The following is a 12,650-nucleotide window of genomic DNA, read 5'->3' on the forward strand; positions in this document are numbered from 1 at the left end:
ACTTCACACTGATAGGCAAATAATTATACTCTATTAGCCCCGTGGATGCCACCTAGCGGCCGGTCGTCATTCCCGCGTCGACGTTGAGCGTGGTCCCGGTGAACCAGCGCCCCGACTCCGAGATCACAGCTCCGGATTCTCCGTCACCATCGGGGTCGCGCAGTTGATCGGTGCGACACCCGTTCACGCGAACGTGGTGCTGGGCAAGATAATTCGCAGCCGGCCCGATGCGATGCCGGAACGGGATTCGTTCGCGGCCGGATCAACGCTGCAGAACCTGAAGACGCAGCGCCTTCTTGTCCACTTTTCCGATGCCGGTCTTGGGCAGTTCGCCGACGATCTCGAGCTGCTCTGGGCTTTTCTGCAGCATCAGGCCTGCCTCCCGCAGATACTCGGAGAGTTCGGCGAGGGTGGGAGCGGGGGCGCCGGGCCGGAGCGAGATCACGGCACAGACCCGTTCGCCGCGTACGTCGTCGGGCAGTCCGATCACCGCGACATCGGCCACAGCCGGATGCCCGGCAATCAGCGATTCCACCTCAACCGGGCCGATGTTCTCTCCCTTGCGGATGATCACATCCTTGAGCCGACCGGTCACCTCGAGATGGCCGTCCGGACGTAGATGACCGAAGTCGCCCGTACGCAGCCACCCGTCGGCGGTGAAAGCCTCGGCGGTCTGGGCCGGATCGGTATAGCCGGCGAAGACTGTTTCCCCCCTCACCTGTATCTCGCCGTCGCGTCCCACCACCGGCTCGCCCGCATCGTCGACGACCCGCACCTGGAGCCCGGGAACGGGCCTGCCTTCGGTATTCGCCAACTGTTCGTCGGTATCGTCGGGCGCGGCCACGCACATCATCGGCGCCTCCGTCATCCCGTAATCGTGGGCGACGGTCACTCCCATTTCGTCGCGCACACCGAAGTACACACTCGGCGGGCACGGCGCCCCACCGCCTTTGAGCAGTCGCAGGCTCGGCACCAGCGCCTGCCCGGCGGGTAGCTTCCGCTGTTCGGTGAGCAGAGCGTTGTAGAAGACCGTGCTGCCGCCGGTGAACGTCACTCCGTATCTGCGCCACAACGGCACCGCCGTCGTCGGATCGAATGCCTCGAGGAGCACCGAGGGAAAACCCGCGAACAACATCGCCATCAGGTAGATCACCCCGCCGACGTGCGCGATGGGGAAGGGTATCGAGCCGACGTCCTCCGCCCCGAATTTCCCGTGCACGGTGAATCCCCGCGCCGCCGCGAGCAACGATCGGTCGGTGTGCCGCGCCCCCTTGGGTAAGCCGGAGGAACCGGAGGTGAAGTAGATCCACCCGACATCATCCGATCCGACGGCTGGGGCGGGAAGCGTCGACACCGTCGACGACTCGGGCGCCTCCAGACCAATCGTGAGGATCTGCGGACGTGGCTCGAGACCGCCCGCCATCGCGACGTAGTCGGTGCCCCGCCAGGTTCCCGGAACCAGCATCACCTCGGCGGCCACCGAGGCGACGGCCGCGGAAACCTCCCGTTCCCGATAGATGGGGATGATCGGCGCCTGTATCGCGCCCAATCGGGCCAAAGCGGCCATCACCAGCGCGGTACTGACGCGGGTCGGCAACTGCCACGCGACCCGGGTACCGCGACCGATGCCCTGCTCTCGCAGTGCCGCGGCGACTCGCTCGGCCCGGTCCCGGAACTCGGCGAAGGTCAATGTGACGTCGCGCTCGTCGAACAGCATCGGGCGATCACCGGACAGTTCGGCACGAAGGGTGATCAACTCCCACAGCCCTTCCACCGCGAAAATATCATCGGGGCGGGAGCCCATCAGATCGTCAGCGACACGTCCGGACACGTCGAGCCCTTCCTCAACCCCCTGTGCGTAACCCCCATCACCGCACAATATAGTGAAATTATTCGTTTGTATACGCCATCGGGGCCGCGCCGACCTCGAACACCCCGAACCCGTGTATACGTACAACTATATAGCTACTTCGAGGATACACGGAGTGGTGCGGAAGTGGGCCTGTACTTCGATCTTCGGAACCTCGAACGGGGCCATCCGGCCCCCGACTCCCTCGCGACACGCGGCCGGCGCTCCGGCAACGAGGCCGGCCAGGCCTTCTGCTGATCCCGACTGGCGGCCGGCTCTCGTGGAGGCGCCATATTCGCGCAGGATATGGATGCTGGGCACCACCGGACTTCCGCCGCAGACGCGCGCCCGCGCGACGGGCCGGGCCCGGAGCAAAAGTAGTAGCGCGCAACGAGTTCGGCTACAGCCACCGGACCGCAGCCAGCGCGTCGCCCAGCGAACCACCTTGTCCAAACACTTTCCGGAACCGAGAATTCAGTACTCAGGCGCGACGGCACGATCGCGCTCGAGTATCGGCCCGTGCGCATGATCCGAGGCCGCTGATATCGCTGCCGGTCGGCGGCGAGGGGAATCGGACGCACGACGTGCGGATGTTCGTTGCTCCCGCCCGATCCTCAGCCGAGAAAGCACCGTCACGCCTCGCCGATCGGATGACATCATCAAGGCCCGGACAAGGGTCATCCCGGACAGCGCGATCACGACCCCGGCGAAAGCCGCACGGACGCCCGCGATGAAAGCTTGCCGCACCGCGGAAACCAGCGAGTCACACCCGGCCGTCATATACGACGCCAGATGAACACCCGCACGAACATCGTCGGCACCATCTGGGTGACCGTGACCTCGCAGTCCTGGATCGCGCGCACCGCGCCTGTGCCGTCGAACTTCTCCATGAGGACGACGGTGTCGCCGCGGGCATGGGTCGCCCCGCACCAGCGAAGAGGCGCAGCGTAGTAGATCGGCGCAGGCGACAGGTAGACATCGTCAGGGCCGAAGCCGAAAGCCCGCTCCGGCCAACATTGTGACGGGGTCAAGAATGGGCGGAAGACTCATCGGACACTCCTGTCCGGGGTCGGTGACGCCTGCCTTCCGGCCGTGAACGCGTCGATGCGGCCACGGGCATCAGCACCCGCCGCCATGCGCGCGATCGTGATGGCTTCGTCGTCGAGGTGTTCGCCGAAGGATCGGGCCGATCAGGGACGGCGAGTCCGGACAATGTCGTCAAGGCTCGGTGCATTTCGTCGGCGAGTTCGGAGATGAACGCCCCGGTGTCGGTTGCGGCGGCCATCTCGTTCACATCGCCGCCGACGCAGAAATTGGCGCCCTGCGCACGCAAGAGAACAGCCTTGACCACCGAAGACTGTTCGATCTCGGCGATCGCCCGGGCGAACGATCGTGCGGTGGGCAAGTCGATCGCATTGGATCGGCCGGGCTGGTTCAGCACGAGATGCGCTACCGGGCCGGTGATGTCGAGCAATATCGGCGTGTCCTCGGTCGCGTGACGCGTGGCCGATTCCGCCATGGCGATAGGTCTTCTCGGGGGCGGCTGTCAGGCGACATTCAGGATCAGCGCATCGCCCTGGCCGCCGCCACCGCACAGCGCCGCGGCACCGGCGCCGCCACCGCGGCGGCGCAGTTCGAGCGCCAGATGCAGGACGAGGCGGGCGCCGGACATCCCGATCGGATGCCCGAGCGCGATCGCGCCACCGTTGACGTTGACGCGGTCGGGGTCGACACCCAGGGCACGAGTGGACGCGACGCCCACGGCGGCGAATGCCTCGTTGATTTCGATCAGATCCAGCTCCGTTGCCGAGATTCCCGCGACAGCACAGGCTCGCGCGATCGCCTCGGCCGGTTGAAGCTGAAGTCCCGAATCGGGCCCGGCGACCATACCGTGGGGGCCGATCTCCGCGAGCCAGCGCAATCCCTCGGCCTCGGCCCGGTCCTTGCTCATCACCACCACCGCGCATGCCCCGTCGTTGATGGTCGAGGCGTTCCCAGCGGTGACCGACCCGTCCGAACGGAATGCCGGGCGCAGTCGCGACAGCGATTCGGCGGTGGTATCCGGGCGAATACCCTCATCGCGACGTATCCACTGGGTATTTCCCTTGCGGTCGGTGATCTCGACCGGCACCACCTCGTCGTCGAAAATGCCGCTGTCCCAAGCTTTTGCGGCGAGTTGATGCGAGCGGGCGGCGAAGCTGTCCTGGTCGGCGCGGGAAACCGGGTCGAGGTCGTTGCCGGCTTCGGTGAGCAGACCCATCGGCTGATCGGTGAACGCGTCGCGAAGTCCGTCGTATGCCATGTGATCGAGCAGGGTCACGTCGCCGTATTTGAATCCGTTGCGCGAGTTCGGCAGCAGATGCGGCGCCTGGCTCATCGATTCCATGCCGCCGGCGACGATCACGTCATACGTTCCGGAACGGATGAACTGATCGGCCAGGATGATCGAGTCGATGCCGGACAAGCAGACTTTGTTGATATTCAACGCCGGCACGCTCATCGCAATACCTGCCCTGGCGGCGGCCTGGCGGGCCGGCATCTGCCCGGCGCCGGCGGTCAATACCTGCCCCATGATCACGTACTGCACCCGGGTCGCCGCGATCCCGGCCTTGCCGAGCGCCGCCTCGATGGCGACCCCGCCCAGCTCGGCGGCGGTGAATCCGGCCAGGCCGCCACGCAGCCGCCCGATCGGCGTGCGCGCACCAGCAACGATGACAGAGGTCGACATAGGAGTCCTCATTCGGTGAGACGGTCAGTTCGCAAGCGAGCGGCCGATGACCAATCGCTGAATCTGGTTGGTGCCCTCGAAGATCTGGGTGATCTTCGCTTCGCGCATATACCGCTCGACACGGAAGTCGCGGGTATAGCCGTAGCCACCGAAGACCTGCACGGCATCGGTGGTGACCTTCATCGCGGCGTCGGTGGCCACCAGCTTGGCGACCGAGGCCTGCCGCGAGTAGGGCAGGCCGGCATCGCGGCGGCGGGCGGCATCGATGTAGGTGGCCCGTGCCGAGTCGACCGCGGCGGCCATATCGGCGAGCAGGAAACCCAGCCCCTGATGATCGATGATCCGCTTGCCGAACGCCGTGCGCTCCTTGGCGTAGCGCACGGCTTCGTCGAGCGCCGCCTGGGCCAACCCGGTCGCCACCGCAGCGATCCCGAGACGGCCGGAATCCAATGCGCTCAAGGCGATCTGCAAACCCTGCCCCTCCTCGCCGATCCGCCGATCGGCGGGCAGGAAGGCATTGTCGTAGTGCGCGGTAGTCGTCGGCACCGCGTGCAGGCCCATCTTCTGCTCGGGCTTGCCGAAGCTCAACCCCTCGAGATCCTTCGGGACCAGGAAGCAAGAGATGCCGCGCGATCCCTCGCCGGTGCGGGCGAACACGTTGTAGAAATCGGCGATTCCGCCGTGGGTGATCCACGCCTTGGTGCCGTGGATTCGATAACCACCCTCGGCCGGTGCCGCCTTGCACGCCACCGCCGCCGCATCCGAACCCGCCTGCGGCTCGGACAGGCTGTAGGCGCCGATCGTGGTGCCGCCCAACATCTCCGGCAGCCACCGCTGCTGCTGTTGCTCGGTGCCGAACGCCAGCAGCGGATGACAGGCCAGGCTGTGCACGCTCACCGCGACCGCCACCGCCGCCCACCGCGCGGCGATCTCCTCGAGCACTTGCAGATACACCTCGTACGGCTGACCGCCACCACCCCACTCCTGCGGATACGGCAGGCTCAGCAGTCCCGCCGCACCGAGCGTGGCGAAGACACCGCTGGGGTAGGTCTCGGTCCGCTCGTGCTCGTCGACGATCGGCGCGAGGACCTTGTCGGCGATATCGCGCGCGAGCTCGATCAGATCGCGGGCCTCCTCGGTGGGCAACAGACGATCGACCACAGACTTCTCCGTTCGGGCCACGAATCATAGTACTCAGTTACCAATTACGGTACTGTCAGCCACGACAGTACCGCAAGCGTCACGCCAGTACTATTCGGGTATGGATCAGCTCATACCTGGCGGTTTCGCGACACGCAGGCGGACCGAACTGTTCGACGCCATGGTCGCGCTCTTCCTGGCCGAGGGTTTCGCACATCTCACCCTCGACGAGATCGCATCCCGGCTGCGATGCTCGAAATCGACGCTGTACACCCTCGCCGGCAGCAAAGAGCAGCTGGTGCGGGCCGCGACCGTGCACTTCTTCCGCCGCGCCACCGACGATGTCGAGCGCGAAGTCGCCGGGAGCACGGGAGCGCGCGAACGCATCATCGCCTACCTGTCCGCAGTGGGAACCACTCTCAGCGCCGCGTCGGATCAGTTCATGATCGACCTGGACGCCTTCGCACCGGCTCGCGAGGTGTACGAGCAGAACACCCGCATCGCGGCGCAGCGCGTGCGCGAACTCGTCGACGCCGGGGTCGCCGACGGCGAATTCCGACAAGTACATGCCGCGTTCGCAGCGGATCTCGCCGCCACCATGATGGTCCGGATCCAACAGGGCGGCGTACGCACCGAGACCGGCCTCGACGACGCCGACGCCTACAGCGAACTCGCCACCATCCTCACCACCGGCCTGCGGACGTAGGCAACACAATAGGCAACACAAGGTTGTGAGAGTGCGCGACTTCCGCGCGGACGCGGGCCGGGGGCCGCCGAGTGCGAGGTCGGCGATATCCTCTGCGGTCCGATCGCATGCCAGTAAACCAATCGCGGCAATCGAACTCGGCCACCCGGGTGTGCCCACGCGCTATGCGCCGCGACTCCGCACATGCGCGGGTTCCGGATATCTACGTCGGCAGAAGGCACGGGTCCTCCGTACCTGTGAGGCGCACTACATCCGACCGCATATCCGGCCGGCTCGCGATCCCCATCACAGGTACTACCCGACTGCGAAACCCGGCAGTATCTTGTTATCCAATACCAACTGTTAGTCACTAACAGTTGTGTGTCGAGCAAGTTAGCTGGATGAGACGACAGCGGATTGGAGCGTGTGATGGCGGCATTGTTGTACCGGCTGGGCCGGTTCTCGTTTCGGCACAAATGGTGGGTGATCGCCACGTGGCTGATCGCCGCGGTGACAGTGGCCGGGCTGGTGGGAGCGCTCAATCCCAAGTTCGCGAAGGATTTCGATCTGCCGGGAACGGACTCCGGGACGGCGACGAAGCAGGTGGAGCAGTACTTCCCGCAGGTCATGGAGCAGCAGAAGCATGCCTCGACCAGCATCCTGGTCGCCGCCGACGACGGCATCGCCAATCACACGGCCCAGATCGACGCACTGGTGGCGGATCTGAAGACGCTGCCGGAGGTGGTGGATCCGCAGACCGTGGTCGATCCCGTGCTCGCCGCCCAGGCGAATCCGGCGATCGCGGCGTCGGTGGTCGGCGACAACGGCAAGGTCGGGTTGATCCAGGTGCGTCAGAACATCGAGATAATGGATCTGAAGCCGGACCAGAAGCACCAGTTGCAGGACATTCTGGCCAAGCACGATGGGCACGGCCTCGAGGTGGCGGCGACGGGGTCGCTGATGCAGGTCATGGAGACCGGCGGTAAGGCCGAAATGATCGGCTTCGCAGTGGCTTTCGTGGTGATGATCGTCGCCTTCGGCGCCCTGGTCGCCGCCTTCATCCCGCTCGTGACCGGTCTGGTCGGGGTGCTCATCACGATCCTGCTCGTCACCCTGAGCGCGAAGTTCATGAGTGTCAACGACACCGCGACCGGCATCGTGACCATGCTCGGTATCGCCGTCTCGATCGACTACGCCCTGTTCATCGTCTCCCGCTATCGCAGTGAGGTGAAACGCGGCGGCGGGCGCGCGGATGCGGCCGGGCGTGCGGTTGGGACCGCCGGGTCGGCGGTCGTGTTCGCGGGCTTGACGGTGATCATCGCCGTGGTGGCGTTGACGGTGATCGGTATCCCGCTGATCACACAGATGGGCGCCGGGGCGGCCCTGGCGGTGGCGATCGCGGTGCTCGCCGCACTGACGTTGATCCCGGCGCTGCTCGGCGCGGTGGGCCGCTTCGCCTTCACCCCCCGCATCCCGTGGATCAAGCACGCCGAATCGTCGGAGACCGTCGACACCAACGGAGTGCGATTCGGACGGGCGGTGGTGCGCCGGCCCCTGCCGTTCATCGTGGCGGGCCTGGCCGTCCTCGTACTGGCGGCGTTGCCGATGAGCAAACTCGAACTCGGCCTGTCGATGTCCAGCCCGGACGAAGCACGGGCAATGACATTGCTGCAGCGCGGTTTCGGAAAGGGCGTCAACGGCCCGCTGCTGGTCACGGTGCACAACGAGGGCGGCGATGTGAGCCGCGCGGCGAACGACACCGTCGCCCATATCAAGACGCTCCCCGACGTCGCCAATGCGAGCACTCTGACCTGGACCGGGAACGGCACCCCGCAACCGAATACCGGTGCGAACACCGCGCTGATCATGGTTACGCCGAGCAGCGGCCCGGCCGAACAGGCCACCCACGATCTGATGGAACGGATTCGCGACTACGCGCCCACCGTGGCGCACGACGGTGTGGAACTGCACGTGGGCGGGCAGACCGCGATCATGGCGGATCTGTCGGCCAAACTCGACAAGGCGCTGATTCCCTATCTGGTCGTGGTCGTCGGGTTGGCGTTCCTGATCATGATCGCGGTGTTCCGGTCCATCTGGGTTCCGCTGGCCGGCACCGTCGGATTCATATTCTCGGTGCTGGCGACCTTCGGTATCACCGTCGCGATCTTCCAGGAGGGTGCGCTCGGCCTCATCGACAACACCCAGCCGATCCTGTCGTTCCTGCCGATCTTCCTCATCGGCGTGGTGTTCGGCCTCGCCATGGACTACCAGGTGTTCCTGGTGACGCGGATGCGGGAGGAATATATCCACGGCATGAGCGCCAAAGACGCCATCATCGCCGGCTACCGGCACGGCGCCCGGGTGGTGAGTTCGGCCGCGGTCATCATGATCAGCGTGTTCGCGGCCTTCATGCTGGCACCGGACACCACCTCGAAGATGCTCGGCTTCGCGCTGGCCATCGCGGTGTTCTTCGACGCCTTCATCATCCGCATGATCGTCGTGCCGGCGGTGATCACACTGCTCGGCGACCGCGCCTGGGGACTGCCGAGGTGGCTCGATAGGCTCGTTCCCAACTTCGACATCGAAGGTGGCGCGGTCCGCAACCTCGGCATCGCGCCCGCGGAAGAGACCACTCCCCCCGCCGACGTCGTCGGTGCGAGGAGCTGACGGTAGTTCTCATGAAGGAGCTGTTATGACGTCGACTACCGCCCCGGGCGAGAGCCCGGGGCGGCGGGTCGGTCTACGCGAGAAGCACAAGATCCGAACCCGCACCGCTATCCGCGAGGCAGCGATGCGGCTGTTCGCCGAACAGGGATATACACCCACCACGGTCGAACAGATCGCGAAGGAGGCCGATGTCTCCCACACCACCTTCTTCCGCTACTTCACCTCGAAAGAACAAGTCGTCATCAGCGACGACCTGGCCGACGAACGCGAAGCCGCGACCGCCGCCCTGCCGCCCGGGCTCAACCACTTCGATCTGTTGCGGGCACTGCTGCGCGAACTGTTCCGAATCAGCGCCGCCGATCCCTGGGCTGCCAACCCCGAACGAATGCGGCTGATCCAATCCGAACCCGCGCTCCTGACCGCCTTCCAGATCGAATCCGACCGCGCCCTCTTCGACATCCTCGCCTTCTTCGCCGACTACCTCGGAGTCGAACCGGACAATCCGCGACTGCGGGTATTCGCCGCCGCCGCCCGCGGCGTGATAATGCACCTCGCCAACGACATCACCGACCCGAAAGACCCACAGATCCTGGCCACGTTGCTCGATGCCGTCGACCTGCTCGAGCAGGGACTACCGCTGTAACCCGGCGACTGGACCGCTCCGGCCGGCTACCGCGTCGGTGCGGAATGCGCCACTATCGCCTGCGGCACTGGGCACCAGACCTGTCGCCCGGCGCCCGGATCCGCGGGCAATAGCGGCAAACAACGCGGTGGCCCCAAACGCCGAGGGTGTGTGGCTACGCCGAGGGTGTGTGGCCGTCGGCGATGTCGGCTCGACGCATCCATTTCGACAACGTCATCGGACGAATCCCGAAATCGGCCGCGATCTGATCCAGAGTGACTCCGTCATCGCCACGGCAAGCCATCTCGGCCGTCGGCTCGCCACGCAGCAGTCCCTTGTTCGAAAGGTCAATAGCTCAGTCGCTCAACTGTTTCGAAGGACAAAGTCGCTCATCGAGCCGAGTGTTCGTTGCTATGCTGAACCGGCAGTCTTCGGATAGCTGGACAGGAGCCCAGGTGCCGCGAAAAGCTACACGACGGCATCGCCCGATTCAGGATCGCGCCAAGCAGACCAAGGCGCATATCGCCCGCACCGCCGCTTTGTTGTTCGGTGAGCGCGGCATCGAAGCCACGTCGATGAACCGGATCGCCACCCAGGCCGGGGTCGGCATCGGTACCGTCTACCGTTACTTTCCCGACCGCGCAGCGCTGGTCGATGAATTGCTGGAATCCCTGCTGCAGAACGTCGAAGAAATTGTTACCCAGCGCATTTTCGGAGTGGCACAGCTATCTCCCGAAGAGCTTTTCACGGCCATTCTCGGTGCCGCCTCGGACGAGCTGATGAACAACGTCGAGCTGATTCGGGCATTGACGGCGTCCGTTCAGTTCCACGACAGTGGACTGTCGGAATTCGAGCGGCGTCTGCGCTTGCTCTTCAAGGTGGCCGTCATCCAAATACTCGGCCCCGGAGACGACCATACCTACGACATCATGTGTATCGTCCTCATCAATACCGGTTTCGCGGCGGTGCTCCGGTCGGCCACACTCGAGATCGCCGATCGGAAGCGCGCGGAGATTCTCACCATCACCGCCCGGGCGATGGCGGAATGGATCGAGGCCGAACGCAGCGCCCAGGTGGACGGATCATCGCTCGATGTGCGCGCACAGCCGAGTTCGCCGAACGGTCGCGAGTGGACCGCACCACGCGTACCCTCTGTCGACCAGATTACGGAACAGAAACGGTCCGTGCCGAATGCTGCCGTGGACGGGCGACGGGTTCCACGACAGGAACGGGCGATGCTCACCAGAGAGCACATCCTCGATACCGCCGCGCAATTGTTCACCGAACGTGGAATAGCAAACACCTCGACCAACCGCATCGCCGCGGAAGCCGGAGTCAGCATCGGAACCCTCTACCGGTATTTCGCCGATCGCACGGTGATCGTCCAGGAGTTGATCCAGCGTTTAATGGCCAGTGGCGAGAAACACTTCCGGCAGAGTGTGCTCGACCGCGACGGCGAGACGATTCTGGAAGTGGCTACCATCGCACTCGAGGTTATGACCGACGAGATCATGAGCAACGCGGGGTTGGTACGCGCCCTCGTCGCCGGAGCGCAGTACTACAGCAGTGGGATATCCGAATTCGAGCCGCGCCTGCTCGAAGTGAGCACGAATCTGGTGTCCCACGCCTTCGGCGACGGCGACGAACTTCTTCACGACGCCATGGCAACCGCCATGGTCAACACCACCTTCGCCGCCGTCCTTCGCGCCGCAACGCTCGATTCGGACAGCGGTGACCACAGGGAAGTCGCGCAGATGACCGCCCGGCTCATCGCAGCGGCCGCCCAGGCGGAACTCGCCGCACGGCATCCTCCCGCGAGATGAAGCCAACAACGGATCTTTTGCCTCTCGGGGATGCCCAACAGCGAGTCGGGCTTTCCGTTCATCCCCGGAAACGACGCGACATACGGATTTCGCGAGAGGACACGGGTGGTGCCGTGGAGTCGCGCACTACCAGCAGCGGTGGAACGGTACTCCTGTTCTCATGCGGCTGCCCGGTCAGGATGTCGAGGGCTGTCTGCACGCCACACCGGCCGAGTTCCGCGAAATCCTGCCTGACGGTGCTCAGGGCAGGCAGAAAGTATCCGGATTCCGGAAGGTCATCGAAGCCGATGACACTGAGATCGCCCGGGACGGAAATCCCGCGCTCCTGCACAGCTTTCAGCAAGCCCAGCGCCATCTGGTCGTTCGCCACGAATACCGCGGTCGGCCGGGCTCGCCCCTCCGCGCTCAGGAGGGCGGCGAACTCGACGCCGGCTCGGTAACCCGCGGCGGCGGTCCAGTCGCCCGGTAGCGGCTCGGGTACGTCAATTCCCCTGTGGCGCAGTTCTTCTTCCCAACCGAACAGGCGCTGACGGGCGTCGAGGGAGTCGGGTGGCCCGGCTACGTGGTGGACCGTGGCATGGCCGAGATCGAGCAGGTACCGCGTCGCCATTCTGGCACCGGCTTCCTGATCGACCCAGACCGTCGGCCGCGCCGGGGCGGGTGCAGCCCGAACGCTGACTACCGGCACCGCGGTACGAAGCTCCTGGACAGCGTCGAGAGCGCCCGCGTATGTGCCCAGAACGATGACAGCGTCCACGGACTGCCCCACGAGTCGTTCCACCGCCTCCTGCATCGCCGGCGCGCTGATCTCGTCGAGAACAGTGATGGTCAGCGAGTAACCCGCGGCCCGTGCTGCCCGCTCCAGCCCCAGCATGGTCTGAGCCGGTCCGTACTCACCGATATTGAAGGTGACCAAGCCGATACTTCGAGTGACCCCCGTTGCCAGAGCCCGCGCGGCGGTATTCGGACGGTAGCCCAGAGTGGCGATCGCCTCCTGTACCCGCCGGCGTGTCCGATCGGCGACGTAGGGATGGCCGTTGACTACGCGGGAGACCGTCTGCTGCGATACACCTGCAAGTGACGCGACGTCCGACAGTGCCGACCGGCGCTGCCTTTTTCCGGCCTCCACCTCATTC

10 protein-coding genes are annotated in these 12,650 nt (G+C 65.2%); 4 read left to right on the forward strand and 6 right to left on the reverse strand.

Translation table 11 applies throughout. The features are described 5' to 3' along the window. Window positions 1–262: 262 nt before the first annotated feature. The 5 genes from C5E41_RS29305 to C5E41_RS29325 all read right to left on the reverse strand — a co-directional run bounded on the left by C5E41_RS29305 (window position 263) and on the right by C5E41_RS29325 (window position 5,738). A complete protein-coding gene (locus tag C5E41_RS29305; protein ID WP_258081338.1) occupies window positions 263–1,831 on the reverse strand; it encodes a class I adenylate-forming enzyme family protein in 1,569 nt (522 codons plus the stop codon). Window positions 1,832–2,625: 794 nt separating this feature from the next. Further along, on the reverse strand, window positions 2,626–2,880 hold the full coding sequence (locus C5E41_RS29310) for an AMP-binding protein (RefSeq protein ID WP_146097731.1): 255 nt from the start codon (window positions 2,878–2,880) through the stop codon (window positions 2,626–2,628). Next, on the reverse strand, window positions 2,877–3,323 hold the full coding sequence (locus C5E41_RS29315) for an enoyl-CoA hydratase/isomerase family protein (RefSeq protein ID WP_181063474.1): 447 nt from the start codon (window positions 3,321–3,323) through the stop codon (window positions 2,877–2,879). Before C5E41_RS29315 ends, C5E41_RS29310 begins: the two co-directional genes overlap by 4 nt. Window positions 3,324–3,395: 72 nt before the next feature. Further along, a complete protein-coding gene (locus tag C5E41_RS29320; protein WP_104378963.1) occupies window positions 3,396–4,577 on the reverse strand; it encodes an acetyl-CoA C-acetyltransferase in 1,182 nt (393 codons plus the stop codon). Between the two features lie 24 nt (window positions 4,578–4,601). Beyond that, on the reverse strand, window positions 4,602–5,738 hold the full coding sequence (locus tag C5E41_RS29325) for an acyl-CoA dehydrogenase family protein (RefSeq protein WP_104378964.1): 1,137 nt from the start codon (window positions 5,736–5,738) through the stop codon (window positions 4,602–4,604). Between the two features lie 100 nt (window positions 5,739–5,838). Between C5E41_RS29325 and C5E41_RS29330 the strand changes: the two genes are divergently transcribed. From C5E41_RS29330 to C5E41_RS35470, 4 genes are all read left to right on the forward strand, one after another. Then, window positions 5,839–6,423, forward strand: a complete 585-nt coding sequence (locus C5E41_RS29330) for a TetR/AcrR family transcriptional regulator (RefSeq protein WP_104378965.1) — start codon at window positions 5,839–5,841, stop codon at window positions 6,421–6,423. Between the two features lie 408 nt (window positions 6,424–6,831). After that, window positions 6,832–9,069, forward strand: a complete 2,238-nt coding sequence (locus C5E41_RS29335) for an MMPL family transporter (protein ID WP_104378990.1) — start codon at window positions 6,832–6,834, stop codon at window positions 9,067–9,069. Window positions 9,070–9,094: 25 nt separating this feature from the next. Then, window positions 9,095–9,712: a TetR family transcriptional regulator gene (locus C5E41_RS29340; protein ID WP_104378966.1), complete on the forward strand. Its 618-nt coding sequence runs from the start codon at window positions 9,095–9,097 to the stop codon at window positions 9,710–9,712. A 434-nt stretch (window positions 9,713–10,146) separates the two neighbouring features. After that, window positions 10,147–11,514, forward strand: a complete 1,368-nt coding sequence (locus tag C5E41_RS35470) for a TetR/AcrR family transcriptional regulator (protein ID WP_258081339.1) — start codon at window positions 10,147–10,149, stop codon at window positions 11,512–11,514. 58 nt (window positions 11,515–11,572) lie between these two features. Here the strand turns inward: C5E41_RS35470 and C5E41_RS29360 are convergent, their stop codons facing one another. Continuing rightward, window positions 11,573–12,643: a LacI family DNA-binding transcriptional regulator gene (locus C5E41_RS29360; RefSeq protein ID WP_104378967.1), complete on the reverse strand. Its 1,071-nt coding sequence runs from the start codon at window positions 12,641–12,643 to the stop codon at window positions 11,573–11,575. Window positions 12,644–12,650 lie beyond the last annotated feature (7 nt).

It is taken from the genome of Nocardia nova (genome assembly GCF_002933465.1).
Lineage (GTDB): Bacteria > Actinomycetota > Actinomycetes > Mycobacteriales > Mycobacteriaceae > Nocardia > Nocardia nova_B.